Annotated in this window: 19 protein-coding genes and 1 riboswitch; of the genes, 6 read left to right on the top strand and 13 right to left on the bottom strand. The window is 55.1% G+C overall.

All coding sequences use genetic code 11. The annotated features are described in order from the left end of the window. Positions 1–4: 4 nt before the first annotated feature. The 4 genes from IMQ33_RS21545 to IMQ33_RS21560 all read left to right on the top strand — a co-directional run bounded on the left by IMQ33_RS21545 (position 5) and on the right by IMQ33_RS21560 (position 4,526). Positions 5–1,741 (top strand): ATP-binding cassette domain-containing protein, encoded by a 1,737-nt coding sequence (locus IMQ33_RS21545; protein ID WP_098928177.1) that lies wholly within the window; start codon positions 5–7, stop codon positions 1,739–1,741. After that, positions 1,738–2,874, top strand: a complete 1,137-nt coding sequence (locus tag IMQ33_RS21550) for an ABC transporter permease (RefSeq protein ID WP_021805222.1) — start codon at positions 1,738–1,740, stop codon at positions 2,872–2,874. Before IMQ33_RS21545 ends, IMQ33_RS21550 begins: the two co-directional genes overlap by 4 nt. Positions 2,875–2,883: 9 nt before the next feature. Further along, positions 2,884–3,990 (top strand): ABC transporter permease, encoded by a 1,107-nt coding sequence (locus tag IMQ33_RS21555; protein WP_024530557.1) that lies wholly within the window; start codon positions 2,884–2,886, stop codon positions 3,988–3,990. A 209-nt stretch (positions 3,991–4,199) separates the two neighbouring features. Further along, complete coding sequence (locus IMQ33_RS21560; protein ID WP_065686751.1) at positions 4,200–4,526, top strand: hypothetical protein; 327 nt, start codon at positions 4,200–4,202, stop codon at positions 4,524–4,526. Positions 4,527–4,579: 53 nt separating this feature from the next. Here the strand turns inward: IMQ33_RS21560 and IMQ33_RS21565 are convergent, their stop codons facing one another. The 7 genes from IMQ33_RS21565 to moaA all read right to left on the bottom strand — a co-directional run bounded on the left by IMQ33_RS21565 (position 4,580) and on the right by moaA (position 8,831). Then, positions 4,580–5,011, bottom strand: a complete 432-nt coding sequence (locus IMQ33_RS21565) for a DUF2628 domain-containing protein (protein WP_196062002.1) — start codon at positions 5,009–5,011, stop codon at positions 4,580–4,582. A 197-nt stretch (positions 5,012–5,208) separates the two neighbouring features. Then, a complete protein-coding gene (locus tag IMQ33_RS21570; RefSeq protein WP_021180400.1) occupies positions 5,209–5,916 on the bottom strand; it encodes a Bax inhibitor-1/YccA family protein in 708 nt (235 codons plus the stop codon). 125 nt (positions 5,917–6,041) lie between these two features. After that, the gene (gene moaE, locus IMQ33_RS21575; protein WP_024530556.1) at positions 6,042–6,494 is read right to left on the bottom strand and encodes a molybdopterin synthase catalytic subunit MoaE; all 453 of its coding nucleotides are present in this window, start codon (positions 6,492–6,494) and stop codon (positions 6,042–6,044) included. 2 nt (positions 6,495–6,496) lie between these two features. Then, the gene (moaD, locus tag IMQ33_RS21580; protein WP_024530555.1) at positions 6,497–6,742 is read right to left on the bottom strand and encodes a molybdopterin synthase sulfur carrier subunit; all 246 of its coding nucleotides are present in this window, start codon (positions 6,740–6,742) and stop codon (positions 6,497–6,499) included. After that, on the bottom strand, positions 6,739–7,218 hold the full coding sequence (moaC, locus tag IMQ33_RS21585; protein ID WP_024530554.1) for a cyclic pyranopterin monophosphate synthase MoaC: 480 nt from the start codon (positions 7,216–7,218) through the stop codon (positions 6,739–6,741). The genes moaD and moaC overlap by 4 nt, the downstream gene beginning before the upstream one ends. Before the next feature lie 3 nt (positions 7,219–7,221). Then, positions 7,222–7,734: a molybdenum cofactor biosynthesis protein B gene (moaB, locus tag IMQ33_RS21590; protein ID WP_065686748.1), complete on the bottom strand. Its 513-nt coding sequence runs from the start codon at positions 7,732–7,734 to the stop codon at positions 7,222–7,224. 113 nt (positions 7,735–7,847) lie between these two features. After that, positions 7,848–8,831, bottom strand: a complete 984-nt coding sequence (moaA, locus tag IMQ33_RS21595; RefSeq protein WP_196062003.1) for a GTP 3',8-cyclase MoaA — start codon at positions 8,829–8,831, stop codon at positions 7,848–7,850. Continuing rightward, positions 8,822–8,964: riboswitch (molybdenum cofactor riboswitch) on the bottom strand. Its footprint overlaps the gene before it by 10 nt. A 263-nt stretch (positions 8,965–9,227) precedes the next feature. Here moaA and yvcK point away from each other — a divergent pair. After that, positions 9,228–10,145 carry a uridine diphosphate-N-acetylglucosamine-binding protein YvcK gene (gene yvcK / locus IMQ33_RS21600; RefSeq protein ID WP_065686747.1) on the top strand — a complete coding sequence of 306 codons (918 nt, stop codon included), beginning with the start codon at positions 9,228–9,230 and terminating at the stop codon, positions 10,143–10,145. Here yvcK and IMQ33_RS21605 read toward each other — a convergent pair. Both IMQ33_RS21605 and uvrB read right to left on the bottom strand, forming a co-directional pair. Further along, positions 10,142–10,393: a VF530 family DNA-binding protein gene (locus IMQ33_RS21605; RefSeq protein WP_098928179.1), complete on the bottom strand. Its 252-nt coding sequence runs from the start codon at positions 10,391–10,393 to the stop codon at positions 10,142–10,144. The two genes, yvcK and IMQ33_RS21605, sit on opposite strands and share 4 nt — an antisense overlap. A gap of 102 nt (positions 10,394–10,495) precedes the next feature. After that, the gene (uvrB, locus tag IMQ33_RS21610) at positions 10,496–12,508 is read right to left on the bottom strand and encodes an excinuclease ABC subunit UvrB (RefSeq protein ID WP_024530550.1); all 2,013 of its coding nucleotides are present in this window, start codon (positions 12,506–12,508) and stop codon (positions 10,496–10,498) included. 1,062 nt (positions 12,509–13,570) lie between these two features. Between uvrB and IMQ33_RS21615 the strand changes: the two genes are divergently transcribed. Further along, a complete protein-coding gene (locus IMQ33_RS21615; protein ID WP_098928181.1) occupies positions 13,571–14,281 on the top strand; it encodes an ABC transporter ATP-binding protein in 711 nt (236 codons plus the stop codon). A gap of 26 nt (positions 14,282–14,307) precedes the next feature. Here the strand turns inward: IMQ33_RS21615 and bioD are convergent, their stop codons facing one another. From bioD to bioB, 4 genes are read right to left on the bottom strand one after another with little or no spacing between them, the layout of a single operon-like run. After that, positions 14,308–14,988 (bottom strand): dethiobiotin synthase, encoded by a 681-nt coding sequence (gene bioD, locus IMQ33_RS21620; RefSeq protein WP_196062004.1) that lies wholly within the window; start codon positions 14,986–14,988, stop codon positions 14,308–14,310. Continuing rightward, positions 14,981–15,748, bottom strand: a complete 768-nt coding sequence (gene bioC / locus IMQ33_RS21625) for a malonyl-ACP O-methyltransferase BioC (protein ID WP_065686744.1) — start codon at positions 15,746–15,748, stop codon at positions 14,981–14,983. The genes bioD and bioC overlap by 8 nt, the downstream gene beginning before the upstream one ends. Beyond that, positions 15,732–16,883, bottom strand: a complete 1,152-nt coding sequence (gene bioF, locus IMQ33_RS21630; protein ID WP_161711870.1) for an 8-amino-7-oxononanoate synthase — start codon at positions 16,881–16,883, stop codon at positions 15,732–15,734. Before bioF ends, bioC begins: the two co-directional genes overlap by 17 nt. Next, positions 16,883–17,920: a biotin synthase BioB gene (bioB, locus tag IMQ33_RS21635; RefSeq protein WP_024530545.1), complete on the bottom strand. Its 1,038-nt coding sequence runs from the start codon at positions 17,918–17,920 to the stop codon at positions 16,883–16,885. The genes bioF and bioB overlap by 1 nt, the downstream gene beginning before the upstream one ends. Positions 17,921–17,996: the final 76 nt, after the last annotated feature.

Consider the following 17,996-nt stretch of genomic DNA (forward strand, 5'->3'; position numbering starts at 1 on the left):
CGTGATGGCACAGGCACATACGATTGAACTGGTGGCGTTGGAAAAACGCTTTCCATCACTCGATAAACCGGCGGTGGCCAGCTTAACGACCACGTTGCGCAGTGGCGCGGTGACTGGGCTGGTTGGCCCCGATGGCGCGGGTAAAACTACCCTGCTGCGCATGTTGGCAGGTTTGCTGCTCCCCAGCAGCGGCAAGCTGACCGTCGCCGGGTTGGATCCGATAGCACAGGATCGCCAGTTGCACGCCATTCTCGGTTACATGCCGCAAAAGTTCGGGCTGTATGAAGATCTGACGGTGATGGAAAATCTCACGCTGTATGCCGATCTGCGCGGAGTCACCGGCGATCTGCGTAAGCAAACCTTTGAGCGGTTGCTGACGTTTACCGATCTGACCCGCTTTACCAAACGGCTGGCGGGCAAGCTTTCCGGCGGGATGAAGCAAAAGCTCGGGCTGGCCTGTACGCTGCTTGGCCAACCTCAGGTGTTGCTGCTGGATGAGCCCGGCGTCGGCGTCGATCCCATTTCACGTCGTGAACTCTGGCGAATGGTGCATGAGCTTGCCAACGACGGCATGCTGATCCTGTGGAGTACCTCCTATCTCGACGAAGCCGAGCAGTGCCGCGAAGTACTGCTGATGAACGAAGGTGAGTTACTGTTCAGCGGCGCGCCACAGGATCTTACCCAGCGCATGGCTGGCCGTACCATTTTGATCGATACCCCAGCCGGTAGCCACCGATCGCTGTTGCAACGGGCGATCTGCCTGCCTGCGGTTAGCGACGGTGTGATCCAGGGGAAATATCTGCGGCTGATCCTCAAGCCGGGTGAAGATCATCAGCAAGTATTGCAGGATCTGGATCTGCCTCAGGCCGAATTAACCGAGGCCGAACCGCGTTTTGAGGATGCGTTTATCGATCTGTTAGGCGGCGGCCCGAACAGTAAATCTGCCTTGGCCGAGATCATGCCCACGGTAACGGGAGACAGCTCGGAAACGGTGATCGAAGCTCAGGGGTTGACCAAAAAATTCGGCGACTTTGCGGCCACCGACCATGTGGATTTCAAAGTGCAGCGCGGCGAGATCTTTGGCCTGCTTGGCCCCAACGGCGCAGGTAAATCCACCACTTTCAAGATGATGTGTGGCCTGCTGGTGCCTAGCGATGGCAAAGCGCTGGTGCTAGGTATGGATCTAAAAACCAGCTCGGGCAAGGCGCGCCAGCACCTGGGCTATATGGCACAGAAATTTTCGCTGTATGGCAACCTGACGGTGGCGCAGAACCTGAAGTTTTTCTCCGGCGTTTATGGGCTGAGTGGCAAGAGCCAGCGCGATAAAATTGACGAGATGTCTCGCGCCTTCAACTTCGCCCCGATCCTCAACCAAACGCCGGATTCGCTACCGCTCGGTTTCAAACAGCGATTGGCGCTGGCCTGCGCGCTGATGCATGAGCCAGATATTCTGTTTCTTGATGAGCCCACTTCGGGCGTCGATCCCCTGACCCGGCGCGAGTTCTGGCTGCACATCAACGGCATGGTGGATAAAGGCGTGACGGTGATGGTCACCACCCACTTTATGGATGAAGCGGAATACTGCGATCGCATCGGCCTGGTATATCGCGGCAAAATTATCGCCGCTGGCACACCAGACGATCTCAAACAGCAGATAGCCAGCGAGCAAAACCCCAACCCTTCGATGGAAGAGGCGTTTATCGAGCTGGTGCAGGGCTACGATCGGGAGGAGACAGCATGAGCAGCGACAACGGCTTTTCCTGGCGGCGACTGCGGGCGTTATGCCTGAAAGAAACCCGGCAGATATTGCGAGATCCCAGCAGCGGACTGATTGCCTTCGTCATTCCGCTGATGCTGCTGTTTATCTTTGGTTACGGCATCAACCTGGATTCCAGCAAGCTGCGGCTGGGGATCCTGATGGAACAGCAAAGCGAAGAGGCACGCGATCTGGCCAATGCCTTTATCGGTTCACCCTATATTGAACCGACTGTCAGCGATAACCGCCAGCAGTTGATCCAAATGATGCAGGCTGGCAGCATTCGCGGCCTGGTGGTGATCCCTAGCGATTTTGCCGAGCATTTGGCAAGGCCCAACGACCGCGCTCCTTTACAGGTGATTACCGACGGCAGCGAGCCCAATACCGCCAACTTTGTGCAAGGCTATACCCAAGGGATCTGGCAAATCTGGCAGCAGCAGCGTGCCACCGATCTCGGGCGTGATGACAAGCCGCTGATTGAAGTCCAGATGCGCTACTGGTTTAACCCGGCGGCCATCAGCCAGCACTTTATTATTCCAGGAGCCATCACCATTATCATGACGGTGATCGGTGCCATTCTGACCTCGTTGGTGATCGCCCGCGAATGGGAGCGTGGCACCATGGAGGCGCTGCTTTCCACCCAGGTCACGCGCAGCGAGCTGCTGCTGTCCAAACTGGTGCCGTACTATTTCCTGGGCATGATCGCCATGGTGCTGTGTATGGTGGTTTCGGTATTTGTACTCGGCGTGCCCTACCGTGGCTCCTTGCTGCTGCTGTTCGTGATCAGCAGTCTGTTCCTGGCCAGCACGCTCGGCATGGGGCTGTTAATCTCGACCATTACCCGCAACCAGTTTAACGCGGCAATGGTGGCCCTGAACGCCGCCTTTTTACCTTCAATTATGCTGTCTGGATTTATCTTCCAGATCGACAGTATGCCCGCCGTGGTACGTGCGGTGACCTATATCATTCCGGCGCGCTACTTTGTCAGTACGCTGCAAACGCTGTTCCTGGCAGGCAACATCGGCACCGTGCTGGTGATTAACCTGCTGTTTTTGATCGCTTCGGCGGTGGTGTTTATCGGCCTGACGGCCTGGAAAACCCAGCGGCGGCTGGATTAAGGGGAAGCCATGTTTCACCGTCTCTGGACGTTGATCGTTAAAGAAATGCAGTCTCTACTGCGCGATCCGCAGACCCGCGCGATCCTGATTATGCCGGTGTTGTTGCAAGTGGTGCTGTTCCCGTTCGCCGCTACGCTGGAAGTCACCAACGCCACCATCGCGGTGTACAGTGAGGACAGCGGCCAGCACTCCATTGAACTGACTCAACGCCTTGCCAAAGCCAAAGCCTTTTCTCACGTGCTGTTGTTGCGCAGCCCGCAGGAGATAAGAACCACTATTGATAATCAGAAGGCGCTGCTGCTGGTCCGCTTCCCGGCCAACTTCTCACGGGATATCGCCAGTGGTAATACCGCACCGTTGCAGTTGATCCTCGATGGCCGTAACTCCAACAGCGCGCAGATCGCCGCCAACTATGTGCAGCAGATCGTGCAGGACTACCAGAATGAGCTGATTGGGCAGCGTACCAAGCCCAACAACAGCGAACTGGTGGTACGCAACTGGTATAACCCGAATCTGGATTACAAATGGTTCGTGGTGCCTTCGCTGATCGCGATGATCACCACCATCGGCGTGTTGATCGTTACCTCGCTTTCCGTCGCACGTGAACGTGAGCAAGGCACGTTGGAGCAGTTGTTGGTTTCGCCTTTAACCACCTGGCAGATTTTTATCGGCAAGGCGGTACCGGCCCTGATCATTGCCACCTTCCAGGCTTCGATCGTGCTGTTTATCGGTATCTTTGCCTACCAGATCCCGTTTGCCGGTTCGTTGCTGCTGTTCTACGGCACCATGCTGGTTTACGGGCTGTCTTTGGTGGGCTTCGGGCTGCTGATTTCTTCGCTGTGCGCGACGCAGCAGCAGGCGTTTATCGGGGTGTTTGTGTTTATGATGCCGGCGATACTGCTTTCCGGCTATGTCTCGCCGGTGGAGAATATGCCGGTTTGGCTTCAGCATCTCACCTGGGCCAACCCTATCCGCCACTTCACCGATATCACCAAGCAGATCTACCTCAAGGATGCCGGTTTCAGCATCATCTGGCACAGCCTATGGCCACTGTTGGTGATTACCGCCACCACCGGTAGCGCGGCCTATGCCATGTTCAGACGGAAGATTGCCTGAATAGCAGACGCAAAAAAACCGACGGGTGAGGTCGGCTGAGACTGCTAAAGAATTTCCACAGACTCGGCATGTGGGGGGCGCAGCATGCAGCGCCCGCCTTTAATATTTATCGATGTTCGGTGAAGTGAAGCGCTATGGAAGTGATGTTAAACCGTAAACAGAATGCGTAGAATATGCGTACTGTAATTTAATTGCTTATGGAGGGCGATTTGACAGAAATAGCAGCAGTAAAGGAAAACTCTTTTAACAGCATGGTCCGTTTTGGACTTAACCTGGCTTGGTTCAACCTGTTAGGCATGGTTATCCTGCTTATCATACTGTTTTCTTTGCCGGAAGAAACTGCCGAATGGGTCAATACCACGGCGAGCGTATTCTGCTACATCAATTTAATGGCAAACCTGCTGGTTTTATGCTTTGCATTGGTTGGATTATTTAAATCTACATTGAAATGGTCAGCATTCCTAACTATGTGCATTAGCGCGGTGATCTTTTTCATCTATCTGATTGCAATAGCGGTAAGTATGAACGGCAGCTAAGATTACATTATCATGTTAAGGGCAATACAGTTTATTGCCCTTAAATATTCCACTTACATTGCTGCGATCTTTGCCGACGATTTCTTGGTAAAACCTTCTAACGGGTTCCAACTATCCAACCCTTTGACTTCTTTGAGGTAATAAGCATAGTTGGCAATCGTGGCACAAGAACCTGCATAACCTATATTCACACCACGGGCCAGCGCATCTAGATCCATTCCGGTCGCGGATTCAACAATTATAATGATCACGTTGAACGCCAAAATCGCGCCGAACATCACTAACCCTTTTTTCCATAAGCCAAGTATGCAGAAATAAATAATGCCAAAGAAAAAAGCATAAAAATTAAATACATATTTAATGCGGCCTAAGAACTTCATGTTTTTAATCGCGCTTTTATATTGCGGAGAGTTAATATCCCCACCGGCGCTGTCAAACAGAGCAAAACGATCCTTCCATTTTTGACTTAAATCGGTCTTATCCATGATAGTTTTTCACAATCCATATTATTATCATCCTAAGTAAAAGACATATATGACTTTTACCCTCCCTATCCATCGGATATTAAACAAAAAAAACCTTATAGATGTCAAGGTGATAATTTTCAACCAGAAGACAGAAAAATCCTATAAAAAAGCCCCGTGTTAAAACGGGGCCAGATATTTATTGCTGAGCTAGCGTATTAGCGACGGTTGCCGAAGATACGCAACAGCATCAGGAACAGGTTGATAAAGTCGAGATACAGCGTTAATGCGCCAACGATGGCGTATTTGCGGAAGCTGTCTTTATCATCGGCATTCAGCTGTTCACCCATTGCTTTCAGTTTCTGGGTGTCATACGCCGTCAGGCCCACAAATACCAGCACGCCGATATAGGTGATTGCCCACATCAGCGCCGGGCTTTTCAGCCAGATGTTCACCAGTGACGCCAGCACAATACCAATCAGCCCCATAAACAGCATGCTGCCGAAACCGCTCAAATCGCGTTTGGTGGTGTAGCCGTACAGGCTCATCGCACCGAACATCCCCGCAGTAACCACGAAGGTGCTGGCGATCGAGCTATAGGTGTAGGCAATGAAGATGCTCGATAGCGTTAACCCGGTCAGCGCCGAGTAGAGCATAAATAGCCCAGTGGCCATGGTGCCGCTCAGGCGGTTAACCATACCGGAAATCACAAACACCAGGCCCAACTGCAGGATAATCAGCCCAAAGAAGGTGATCTGGCTAGAGAAAATAAAGTTGATGATCGCAGGCGTATGCGCTGCATACCAGGAAACAAATGCGGTCAACAGCAAGCCACAGGTCATCCAGCCATACACCTGCGCCATATAAGCCTGAATGCCGCTGTTGGCACGTTCAACGATCGAACCATTACGTGGATATCGGTCCATGACGGTTACCTTTTACATGTGAGCCAAGTTTCGGGGAACTTCCCCTGCCAATAATAAGCGTACCACAGAAAACACCGCGCGAAACGGACAAAGGTATTGATTTATTTCCGCTGTTGAGGCGCGATTTACCACCGCTTGGCGGCTTGTTTATCCGTATCGCGGGCCTCTACCCAACGCTCCCCCTGCCCGGTCGCCTCACGTTTCCAGAAGGGCGCTCGGGTTTTCAGGTAATCCATAATAAATTGTGCCGCCTCGAAGGCCATGCTGCGATGAGCGCTGGTCACGCCGACAAACACAATTTCATCACCAGGGAAAAGATCACCGATGCGATGGATCACCGTTGCCCGCTGCAATGGCCAACGGGCCCGCGCTTGTGCAACGATCTCTTCAAGGGCTTTTTCAGTCATGCCAGGGTAATGCTCCAACGACAGCGCGCTGACGTCATCCCCCAGATTGTGATTGCGTACCTTGCCGGTAAAAGTCACCACTGCGCCGTCATCATCACACTGTGCCAGCCACTGGTATTCTTCACCTACGCTAAAGGTTGCCTGGCCAACGCGGATACGAGTATTTTCCACTGTTAACCTCCGGTTACCGGTGGAAAGAAAGCCACTTCATCACCTGCTTGCAGCGGATGCTCTGCGGCCACCAGGGATTGATTGACCGCCGTCAGCAATTTACCAGGCTCCAGCGCCAGCGCCCAACGATCGCCACGCTCGCACAGCGATTTACGCAGCTCTTCAACCGTAAGGTACTGCGCCGGCAGGCTCAGCATATTGGTACCGACCAGTTCACGCACCTGCGCGAAAAACAGAATAGTGATCATGATTCCACCTTAAAATCACCGGACTTGCCGCCGCTTTTTGCCAGCAGCCGCACCGGGCCAATTACCATATCTTTCTGCACCGCTTTGCACATGTCGTAGATGGTGAGCGCTGCCACCGAAGCGGCAGTCAACGCCTCCATTTCAACCCCGGTTTTACCGGTCAAACGGCAGCAGGTTTCGATACGCACGCGGTTAAATTCCGGTTGCGCTTCGAGCTGTACTTCCACCTTGCTTAACATCAACGGATGGCAAAGAGGGATCAGTTCCCAAGTGCGCTTCGCCGCTTGAATTCCGGCAATACGTGCCGTGGCGAATACGTCGCCTTTATGGTGGCTGCCGTCGATAATCATCGCCAGCGTTGCCGCCTGCATTTCAACAAAAGCCTCGGCACGGGCTTCACGTACCGTCTCCGCTTTGGCAGAGACATCGACCATATGGGCCTCGCCAGCGGCGTTAATGTGGGTTAGCTGCGTCATAGATTACTTCTTTAAATGGGGTAAGAAGTTGCACGGGCGATGGCGCGCGTCCAACTGCTCTTCAATAATACGTTCCCAGGCGGTACGACAGGCGCGGGTGGAGCCCGGCATGGCGAAGATCACCGTCTGATTGGCAATACCGGCCAAAGCGCGGGACTGGATGGTCGCGGTACCGATCTCTTCGTATGACACCATGCGGAACAGTTCGCCGAACCCTTCCACTTCGCGGTCAAACAGCGGCAATAGCGCTTCTGGCGTATTGTCCCCGGAGGTAAAGCCGGTGCCGCCGTTAATCAACACGGCCTGCACGTCATCGCTGGCAATCCATGCGGAAACCTGCGCACGGATCTGATAAATATTGTCTTTGACCAAGGCGCGCGCCACCACCTGATGGCCGGTTTCCTGCACGGCTTCTTGAAGATATTGTCCGGAGGTATCGTCCGCTTCAGTGCGGCGATCCGAAACGGTCAGAATGGCAATCTTGGCCGCAATAAATTCACTGCTGGTTTGGCTCATTGTGTGTTGTGCTCCTGATTGTCGATGGCCTCTCACCCTCTCCTTTAGTGAGAGGGGGACCGTTCGAGCTCGTATTCATCATCTGACGTTCCCCATTGCTACAGGAAATCGTATCAACCGCCGATAAACGATAGGTTCTGCGTGAGACCGCTATTGCCCTGATGCAGGAAGTGGGTTTGCTTTTTGGTTTGCAGCCCGCTTTGAATGCGCATTTTCAGCTGTTCCAACTGGCTGTCATCCGCCAGCAGATCGCGCAGGGTAATCCCTTGCTCACCAAACAGGCACAGATGCAGATTGCCAATGGCGGAAACCCGTAGGCGGTTGCAACTGGCACAGAAATCTTTTTCGTACGGCATGATCAGCCCTATCTCGCCCTGATAATCCGGGTGGCTGAATACCTGTGCCGGGCCATCACTGCGGCCACGGACTTGGCGCTGCCAACCCTGCTGTTCCAACTGCAGGCGGATCACTTCGCCAGACACATGGTGCTTGCGGAACAGATCGCTGCCATCACCGGTTTCCATCAGTTCGATAAACCGCAGTTGGATTGGCCGATCCTTGATCCAGTTAAGGAAGCTGCCCAATTGCTGGTGATTGACATCACGCATCAGCACTGCATTCACCTTCACCTTGCTGTAACCGGCGGTAAAGGCGGCATCGATGCCCTCCATCACCTGGCGGAACTTGTCCTGGCCGGTGATGGCATGAAACTGGCGTGCGTCAAGGCTGTCTACGCTGACGTTAATCGCCGTAAGGCCCGCATCACGCCAACTGGCTACATCACGTGCCAGGCGATAGCCGTTGGTGGTCACCGCCAGGGTTCGGATCGCTGGGTTTTCGCGCACGGCGGCAATGATGTCGGTAAAATCGCGGCGTAAAGAAGGCTCACCGCCGGTCAGGCGTACCTTTTCGGTACCCAGTTCGGCAAAGGCTCGGCTGACGCGCCGAATTTCATCCAGAGAGAGGAAGGTCTTGGGGCTGCCGCTCGGCTTATAGCCATCCGGCAGACAGTAGGTGCAACGAAAGTTACACACGTCGGTGATCGATAGGCGCAAATAGTAAAATTTGCGCTCAAAAGCATCAATAAGTTGCGGCACCTGTAACACCTTCCAAATACGGGAGATGCGAGCGTTTCCACTCTGCACCCTGGTGGCTGACTTCGCCACGGCCAGGATACCCTATCGCTCCAAAGAACAACGTAGGTACCAAGGCTAGGAGTTTTGATCCCATTCCCGCTACCTCAAGTAGCCGGAACGAAACCGTGGTTTTCCCGAGAATTCTAGCGCTAAACAGCCGCGATAGCCAATGTGGATTCACGCTATATACTTGTGTATACAGCGGTTTTTCACCCTCTCAGGTCTGGATAACCATAATAAACAACCGTTATGCCAGCGAATTGACCAGAATCACGCAAATCGCACTCTTTATCGCGTTTTTGTGCCAAATCCGCTACTTTATGCAGGCAGTCTACCTACCCTGAGTTAAGGAATTTTATGCGCAACCGTACCCTGGCCGATCTTGATCGCGTCGTGGCATTAGGTGGTGGTCACGGCCTTGGCCGTGTGATGTCTTCGCTGTCGTCGTTGGGCTCTCGCCTGACCGGCATTGTCACCACCACCGATAACGGCGGTTCTACCGGCCGCATCCGCCGTTCTGAAGGCGGCATTGCCTGGGGTGACACCCGTAATTGCCTCAATCAGCTGATTACCGAGCCTAGCGTCGCCTCAGCGATGTTTGAATACCGTTTTAGCGGCAACGGGGAGCTGGCGGGGCATAACCTGGGGAATCTGATGCTGAAAGCCTTGGATCATCTGAGCGTGCGCCCGCTGGAGGCGATCAATCTGGTGCGTAGTCTGCTGAAGATCGACGCGGCGCTGATCCCGATGTCGGAACAGCCGGTCGATCTGATGGCCCACGATCATGAGGGGCACCAGGTCTACGGCGAAGTGAATATCGATCAGCTAAGGATCATGCCACAAGAGCTGATGCTCTCGCCGCCGGTACACGCCACCCGTGAAGCGGTTGAGGCGATCGCGCAGGCCGATCTGATCCTGATCGGGCCAGGCAGTTTTCTTACCAGCCTGATGCCACTGTTGCTGCTTGAGGATCTGACTCAGGCTCTGCGACGCAGCAGCGCCAATATGGTGTATATCGGTAATCTGGGCCGCGAACTGAGCGTCGCGGCAGCCGCACTGACGCTGCAAGACAAACTGGCGCTGATGGAAGAGAAGATCGGCCGTAAAATGATTGACGCAGTGATCGTTGGCCCGGCGGTGGATACCAGCGCCATGCAGGATCGCATTGTGGTGCAACAACCGCTGGAAGCCAGCGATATCCCGTATCGCCACGATCGCCTGCTATTACGCCAGGCGCTGGATACCGCGTTGGTGCAGCTAGCTAGCCGCGATTAATCTTGGCCACGGAGCCAAGGATTATCGCTAACGCTGTCGATGTAGAGATCTTCCACCTGCTTGCGTGCCCACGGGGTGCGGCGCAAGAACTTGAGGCTGGATTTGATGCTCGGATCGCTGCTGAAGCAGTTGATGCGAATACGCTCTGCCAGCCCGTTCCAGCCATATTGGGCTACCAGCTTGTTCAGCAGTTGCTCCAGCGTAATACCGTGTAACGGGTCTTTGGATGGGGATGGGGTTGCGGTCATGGCGGCTACTCGTCTCAATACTTGGGGCGCACACCTTAATCAGCAAACGGGCGTACGGCAAGAAAATTTACCGGGGCGCGCATACCACGCCCCTTGGGTTCACTATGATAGCGCGATAAACTGCTCGCGCAGTTGGTGGATTTCATCACGCACCGCAGCGGCCTGTTCGAACTCCAGATTCTGCGCATGGGAATACATCTGTGCCTCCAATTCCTGGATTTTTTGCTCCAGCGCTTTGGGGGTGAGCAGTTTGTATTGCGCCGCGCTCTCTGCCGCTTTGCCCTTCCCTTTGTGCTTGCCACGGCTGCTTGGTTGCCCAAGTTGCAGAATATCCGAAACCTTCTTGTTCAGGCCCTGAGGTACGATACCGTTGGCTTCGTTATGCGCCTGCTGCTTGGCGCGGCGGCGTTCGGTTTCGCCGATTGCCTTGGCCATTGAATCGGTGATCCTGTCACCATACAGGATCGCTTTACCGTTGAGGTTACGCGCCGCTCGGCCAATGGTCTGGATCAGTGAGCGCTCAGAACGCAGGAACCCTTCCTTGTCCGCGTCCAGGATCGCCACCAGCGATACCTCTGGCATGTCCAGGCCTTCCCTTAACAGGTTGATTCCCACCAGCACGTCAAACTCGCCCAGGCGCAAATCACGGATGATTTCGACACGTTCTACCGTATCGATGTCCGAGTGCAGGTAACGCACCCGCTCCCCGTGCTCTTCCAGGTATTCCGTCAGGTCTTCTGCCATACGCTTGGTCAACGTGGTGACCAGTACGCGCTCGTTGATGGCCACGCGCTTGCGGATCTCAGAAAGCAGATCGTCCACCTGAGTGGTCACCGGGCGCACTTCGACGATCGGATCCAGCAGGCCGGTTGGGCGCACCACCTGATCGATAATATCGCCGCCGGATTTCTCCAGCTCATATTTGCCCGGCGTGGCGGACACGTAGATAGTTTGCGGTGCCGCAGCGGCAAACTCTTCAAAACGCATCGGCCGGTTATCCAGCGCCGAAGGCAAACGGAAGCCGTACTCCACCAGCGTCTCTTTACGCGAGCGGTCGCCTTTGAACATACCGCCGATCTGCGGGATGGTGACGTGGGATTCATCCACTACCAGCAATCCGTCTGCGGGCAGGTAGTCGAACAGGGTTGGCGGTGGCTCGCCCTCACCGCGCCCGGAAAGATAGCGCGAGTAGTTTTCGATACCGGAGCAGTAACCCAGCTCGTTCATCATTTCCAGATCGAACTGGGTACGCTGCGTCAAACGCTGTTCTTCCAACAGCTTGTTGTTTTCCAGCAGCACTTTACGCCGCTGGGCCAGTTCTACCTTGATCTCTTCCATCGCCTGCACGATACGTTCACGCGGGGTAACGTAGTGAGATTTGGGGTAGATGGTAAAGCGTGGCACCACCTGCTCAATCTGGCCGGTTAGCGGATCGAACAGCGACAGGCGTTCGACCTCTTCGTCGAACAGCTCAACGCGCAGCGCCAACTCGTCCGATTCTGCCGGGAAAATGTCGATCACTTCGCCACGCACGCGGAAGGTGGCGCGTTGGAAAGCCTGATCGTTGCGGGTATATTGCAGCTCGGCCAGACGGCGCAGGATCGAACGCTGATCGATGATCATGCCCTTGGTCAGGTGCAGCATCATTTTCAGGTACAAATCCGGATCGCCCAGGCCGTAGATCGCGGAAACCGAAGCCACCACCACTACGTCACGCCGCTCCAGCAACGCTTTGGTGGCCGACAGGCGCATCTGCTCGATATGTTCGTTGACCGAGGCGTCTTTCTCGATAAAGGTATCGGAGCTAGGCACATAGGCTTCTGGCTGGTAGTAATCGTAGTAGGAGACAAAATATTCCACCGCATTCTCGGGAAAGAACTCTTTCATCTCGCCATACAGCTGCGCCGCCAGGGTCTTGTTGGGCGCCAGCACCATGGTGGGCCGGTTGAGATCGGCGATCACATTGGCGATGGTAAAGGTTTTACCCGAGCCGGTCACGCCCAGCAGCGTTTGGTGCGCCAGGCCGTCTTCCAGGCCCTCTTCCAGCTTTTGGATGGCTTGCGGCTGATCGCCGGCCGGTTTGAATTCGGAATGCAGTTTGAAATGTTTGCTCATATCCCCATCATCTTTCAGGTTTGCGGCCAGACGGTAGCGGCCTAATTATGGAAAGACCGGAAGATTTCCGCCAGTGCCCATGATACTGGATATAAAACCAGCTTCAAGCGGATTTACGCTATTGCGTCCGTTAACGGGGCGCGAACGCACCGGCAAGGTGACAATACCATGACATTTTTATTGTCAATCACCCTGTTATCCCCAGATTGCGTCACGAATTAACTTTTGGCCGTCAATACGCTAAAAAATCGCCCATCGGTACGTTAACGGTATCCGCTGGCTTGATTTTAATTAACTTATTGATATTAAATATATTTAATAAAAAGACGAGAATGCGGACAACCTGCACACAACCCGCGCCCGCTCTCTGTTCACACCGCTTTTCTAAGTATAATGCACAAGGTTATCCACAGGAATAGTGGATAACTCTCACTACCCCACGGGGGGCGGGAGTTGCGGAAAGAACGCTTTTCCCGATGAAACGTCAACGGAGCCGGTTTTTTAGTTATTTTTTGACAATATTATCGCTTTGGTTATGCCGATTAATGCTAAAAGCCGTGATAACAAAATTCTTCTTTTACCTATTTCGCTTGCCAGGGGTTGCAAGTTGCGGCAACAACCTTTAGGGCTTGCACCAACAGCTTGCCATGCCGCACGGTAACGGTGCAAAAAACGCCCAGGTTAACCTTCTGGCCTTGGCAGAGCCCTCTGAGCACTGGACAAAATCAGTTAACAAAGCAATAACAAACCGCCTTTTTTGTTGCGCAACGCGTGATGGCCTGGGAATTGCATTTCCTGTTTCGGGGCGTTACTTGCAGAAGAACCGGCACATTCTGGCTAAAACCGGCCGGAGCCAGCTCGGTTATCTTCGGCGAAAAAGTTCATTGCATACCAAAAAGCCCCCCTAGAGCCGCCAAACGACCGGTAGCCGCCATTTTCCAATTTTTTAGCCTGAGCCGCGATTAGGGTAATCAGCACAGCATTTGCCACACCCGGGAGAGACACCGCTTGCTGCGGACAACGTTATCCATACGTGAATATCGGTCTTGGAGGAGATGCCAAATGTTAAGCTTACGGGCGGTTAACCAATATTATGGGCAACAGCATACGCTATGGGATGTCAGCCTTGAGTTGCCTCGTGGGCAATGCACCCTGTTGCTTGGCCGTAATGGGGTGGGCAAAACTACGCTGATCAATTGCATCATGGGACACCTGCCGATCGTCAGCGGCAGTATGACCTGGCAGTTGGCGGATGAGCCACCGCAAAACCTGTTGCCACAGCCGGTAGAAAACCGGGCATTACTGGGCATTGGTTACGTGCCACAAGGGCGCCAAATTTTTTCCCAACTGAGCGTAGAAGAGAACCTGCAGGTGGCCTTGCTGGCCGGGCGTGGCAAGGTTCGCCGTATGCCCCCCCTCATTTACAATCTGTTCCCCCGGCTGCAGGCGATGCGTATGCGCCGTGCGGGCGACCTGTGCCAAAGTGAGCAACAGCAGTTGGCCTTAGGCCGCGCTCTGATGCTGGAACCGGAACTGCTGATCCTGGATGAACCCACCGCCGGTATGTCACCTTCCCTGGCGACGGAGATCGGCCTGGTGCTCCGTAAGCTGAATCAGGAGCTGGGCATGACCATTTTGCTGGTTGAGCACCAACTCCCCTTTGCCCGCCATCTGGCTGACCGCTTCTGTCTGATGGATAAAGGCCGTAACGTGGCCAATGGCACGCTGGGGCAGTTGGATGAGGGGCTGATTGATGCCTATCTGACGGACTGATTCTGGCCCCTCCGTGGGCCATCAGGTTAAGGGTTCAACCTGGTTAAATCGAGATACTGTCCCAATGCCTGCTGCTCTACCTGCGGTAAATGTGGGATCTTGCCCAACAGGGGCGCGGGCAATAGGCGGCAAAGAGTGGCAAGGTACTCTTGATGTCGTTTTCCCGGCGGAGTGACGTCATTGGCGATCCAGCCTGCCAGGGTCAGACCTGACTGTTGGATCGCCAGCGCAGTCAATAGAGCATGATTGATGCAGCCCAGCTTGATGCCCACCACCAGGATCACCGGCAGTTGCTCCTGCTGCACCCAGTCGGCAAAGGTTTCATGCTCAGAAAGCGGCGTAAACCACCCGCCTGCGCCCTCGACTAAAAGCCAGTCTGCACGTTGCTCAAGATGACGTAAACCGGTAGAAAGCCGTGTTAGCGAGATGGGCCGCCCTTCGGCCTGGCTGACGATATGCGGCGAGGTCGGTTCTGCAAAGGTGTAAGGGTTCACTACGGCGTAATCCAGCGCTACGCTGCTGTTTCTCTGCAGTGCCAACGCATCGCTGTTACGTAACCCTTCATCGGTCATCTCACTGCCTGACGCTACCGGTTTATAACCAGCACAGCGCCATCCTGCCGCGCGGGCGGCCTGTAGCAAGGCACTGCTGGCCACGGTTTTGCCCACTTCGGTGTCGGTTCCGGTGACGAACCAGCGCTTAATCACGATAAATCACTCCATAAGCCAGATGATAACTGAGAGGAAACTGCCCGTCCCGGCAAGGATAAGCAGCCTGCAACGCGGCAAGCCTTTGGCGTGAAAGCAGGCCAGCCTCGCGCCCTTGATGCAGGTGAGTCGCACCGATGCCCTTTAGCGATCGCATCAGCGTCATCACGTCGGGATAATTAAGCGTTTGCCAATCTGCCGTAAGCTGGTGCCGGTAGGGATGACAGGCGGCGGCGATGTGAGCTGGCGGCAGGAAGTCATTAACATGACGCTCACCATCGACTTGCTGCCAAGCGTCGCCTAACTCGTGTAAAGCCCCTTCAGCCAAAGTAGAAAACAGGATCAGTCCGCCGGGCCGCGTCACCCGATACAACTCTGCCAACGCAAGAGGCAGGTCGCTGCACCACTGCACCACCAGGCTGCTAAAACAGATATCCACCGAGGCGGTCGGCAAAGGGATGTGCTCGATATCCCCCAGCAGATAGCGATCCGCCGCTTGCTGCTGGCGGGCAAAAGCCAGCATGCCCGGAGCCAGATCCAGCGCGCTGACCTGCTTGCCCAGCTCGCGCCAACGACGGCTGAAATAGCCCGTGCCGCAACCGGCATCCAATACCTGTTGGCCTGGATGAGACAGCCCCATCCCCAGTAAGCGTTCACCAACCTCCCGTTGCAGCACCGCTGCGGTATCGTAGCTCGCCGCTGCCCGGCTGAAGGCCGCCGCCACCGCCTGCTTGTTCACCGTATCAATGGCAGACGTCATGCAATACCTCCAGCAAGCGATCGATATCCTGTGGCTGGTGTGCCGCAGTGAGCGTAATGCGTAACCGCGCGCCCCCCGGTGGTACCGTCGGTGGACGGATGGCGCTGACCCACAACCCCTGCTCTCGCAGGCGCTGCGCCAAATCCAGCGCCTGTTGGTTATCCCCCACCAACAACGGTTGGATAGCGGTATCCGACGCGGTTAGCGTTAACGGCAGACCCGCCACTCCGGCACGAAAATGCTGAATGTGTTTTTGCAGCCGACTACGTAATTCATCCCCTTGCTGAATACAGCTTAAGGCCGCTTGCAAGGCACAGGCTTGAGCGGGCGGCATCGCGGTGCTGTAAATCAGATGACGGGCGAATTGCAGCAGATACTCAGCCAACGGTTCATCGCAGAGGATCGCCGCACCGCTGACGCCGAATGCCTTGCCAAAGGTGACGACCAACACCTCCGGGCGTACACCTTGCTGCCAGCAACTGCCGCGCCCTTGCTCGCCACGAACACCAATCCCGTGCGCATCATCCACCATCAGCCAGGCACCTGCCTGCTGCGTCAACCGATGGAGTTCGGCCAGCGGTGCGCTATCACCGTCCATGCTGAACACCCCTTCGGTGATCGCCAACTGTTGGCCTGCACACTCTTTTTGCAGCAAGGTGGCCAATGCCTGGGGCTGGTTATGGCGAAAACGCCGCAGTTGCGCCGGTGAGTGAGTGGCCGCTTCCAATATAGAGGCGTGGCTGAGCTTATCCGCCAGAATGCGATCGTCGGCCTGTATCAGGGCAGCCAACAATGCCTGATTGGCCGCATAGCCGGAGATAAACAGCAACGCACGCGGGTAACCGAGCCACTCCGCCAGTTGCTGCTCCAGCTCATGATGAGCGTGGCAAAAACCGGTGACGTGGCCAGAACCGCCGCTGCCAACACCATAGCGCTGTGCCCCCTGCTGCCAGGCGGCGATCACCTCAGGATGTTGGCTCAGGCCCAGATAGTCGTTGCCGGAAAAATTCACATAGCGCTGGCCGTCAAGCTGCAGATAACGGCCATTACCGCCTTGATTCACTTGACGTTGCCGATAAGCAGCAGCTCCTCGCCGCTCCTCCAGCGCCTGTTCGATCCGTTGCTGCCAGCTCATTACAGCGCCGCGTTGTAGAATTCGGCGGTATCGGCGTGCAGCAACTGCTCGGTCAGCACCTGCTGTTGCTGATTGTCGCCCTGTTCGGTGGCGGTTTGCTGCGGATTCAGGCCCAGCTTGCGGAACAGTTGCAGATCCTTGTCCTCTTCCGGGTTGGGCGTGGTTAACAGCTTGCAGCCATAGAAGATGGAGTTGGCTCCGGCCATAAAGCACATCGCCTGAGTCTGCTCGCTCATCTGTTCACGGCCTGCCGAAAGGCGGACGTAGGACGTTGGCATCATGATGCGGGCAATGGCAATGGTGCGGATAAAGTCGAACGGATCGACGTCGTCATTATCGGCCAATGGCGTACCTTTCACCTTCACCAGCATATTGATCGGCACGCTCTCCGGCGGCTTGGGCAGATTGGCCAATTGCACCAACAGCCCAGCGCGATCACGTACCGTTTCGCCCAGCCCGACAATCCCACCGGAGCAGACTTTGATCCCGGCGTTACGCACCTTATCCAAGGTATCCAGGCGTTCCTGATAGCTGCGGGTAGTGATGATGTTGCCGTAGAATTCCGGCGAGGTGTCCAGGTTATGGTTGTAATAATCCAGCCCCGCTTCGGCCAGCCGTTCGGCCTGCGCACCATCCAGCGTGCCCAGCGTCATGCAGGTTTCCATCCCCATAGCCTTGACGCCCTGCACCATCTGTTGCAGATAAGGCATATCGCGCTCGTGCGGGTTTTTCCAGGCAGCCCCCATACAGAAACGGCTCGAACCGGCCGCTTTAGCCTTGCGCGCCGATTCCAGCACTTGTTCCACCTGCATTAGCCGTTCGGATTCCAGGCCAGTTTTATAGCGCGAGCTTTGCGGGCAGTACTTACAGTCTTCCGGGCAGGCACCGGTTTTGATCGACAGCAGCGTGCTGACCTGCACCTGTTGCGGATCAAAATGTTGGCGGTGAACGGTCTGTGCTTCGAACAGCAGTTCGAGTAAGGGTTTATCAAACAGGGCCTGGGCTTGCCCCACTGTCCAGCGAATGCGATCGGCCATTTACGGCGTCTCCAAAAGGGAAAAAAGTGTCGTCAGTGTAAAGTTTGCGATTATACTGTCAACCATTCCATTAAAA

This window comes from Serratia sp. Res13-Sevr-LER1-36-b (assembly GCF_015673035.1).
GTDB classification, from domain to species: domain Bacteria; phylum Pseudomonadota; class Gammaproteobacteria; order Enterobacterales; family Enterobacteriaceae; genus Chania; species Chania fonticola_C.

What these genes read in the sequence shown, in the direction of transcription:
- IMQ33_RS21545 (WP_098928177.1), top strand. Translation starts at nt 5, where the DNA reads ATGGCACAGGCACATACGATTGAACTGGTGGCGTTGGAAAAACGCTTT.
- IMQ33_RS21550 (WP_021805222.1), top strand. Translation starts at nt 1,738, where the DNA reads ATGAGCAGCGACAACGGCTTTTCCTGGCGGCGACTGCGGGCGTTATGC.
- IMQ33_RS21555 (WP_024530557.1), top strand. Translation starts at nt 2,884, where the DNA reads ATGTTTCACCGTCTCTGGACGTTGATCGTTAAAGAAATGCAGTCTCTA.
- IMQ33_RS21565 (WP_196062002.1), bottom strand. Translation starts at nt 5,011, where the DNA reads ATGGATAAGACCGATTTAAGTCAAAAATGGAAGGATCGTTTTGCTCTG.
- IMQ33_RS21570 (WP_021180400.1), bottom strand. Translation starts at nt 5,916, where the DNA reads ATGGACCGATATCCACGTAATGGTTCGATCGTTGAACGTGCCAACAGC.
- moaD (WP_024530555.1), bottom strand. Translation starts at nt 6,742, where the DNA reads ATGATCACTATTCTGTTTTTCGCGCAGGTGCGTGAACTGGTCGGTACC.
- moaC (WP_024530554.1), bottom strand. Translation starts at nt 7,218, where the DNA reads ATGACGCAGCTAACCCACATTAACGCCGCTGGCGAGGCCCATATGGTC.
- moaB (WP_065686748.1), bottom strand. Translation starts at nt 7,734, where the DNA reads ATGAGCCAAACCAGCAGTGAATTTATTGCGGCCAAGATTGCCATTCTG.
- yvcK (WP_065686747.1), top strand. Translation starts at nt 9,228, where the DNA reads ATGCGCAACCGTACCCTGGCCGATCTTGATCGCGTCGTGGCATTAGGT.
- IMQ33_RS21605 (WP_098928179.1), bottom strand. Translation starts at nt 10,393, where the DNA reads ATGACCGCAACCCCATCCCCATCCAAAGACCCGTTACACGGTATTACG.
- uvrB (WP_024530550.1), bottom strand. Translation starts at nt 12,508, where the DNA reads ATGAGCAAACATTTCAAACTGCATTCCGAATTCAAACCGGCCGGCGAT.
- IMQ33_RS21615 (WP_098928181.1), top strand. Translation starts at nt 13,571, where the DNA reads ATGTTAAGCTTACGGGCGGTTAACCAATATTATGGGCAACAGCATACG.
- bioC (WP_065686744.1), bottom strand. Translation starts at nt 15,748, where the DNA reads ATGACGTCTGCCATTGATACGGTGAACAAGCAGGCGGTGGCGGCGGCC.
- bioF (WP_161711870.1), bottom strand. Translation starts at nt 16,883, where the DNA reads ATGAGCTGGCAGCAACGGATCGAACAGGCGCTGGAGGAGCGGCGAGGA.
- bioB (WP_024530545.1), bottom strand. Translation starts at nt 17,920, where the DNA reads ATGGCCGATCGCATTCGCTGGACAGTGGGGCAAGCCCAGGCCCTGTTT.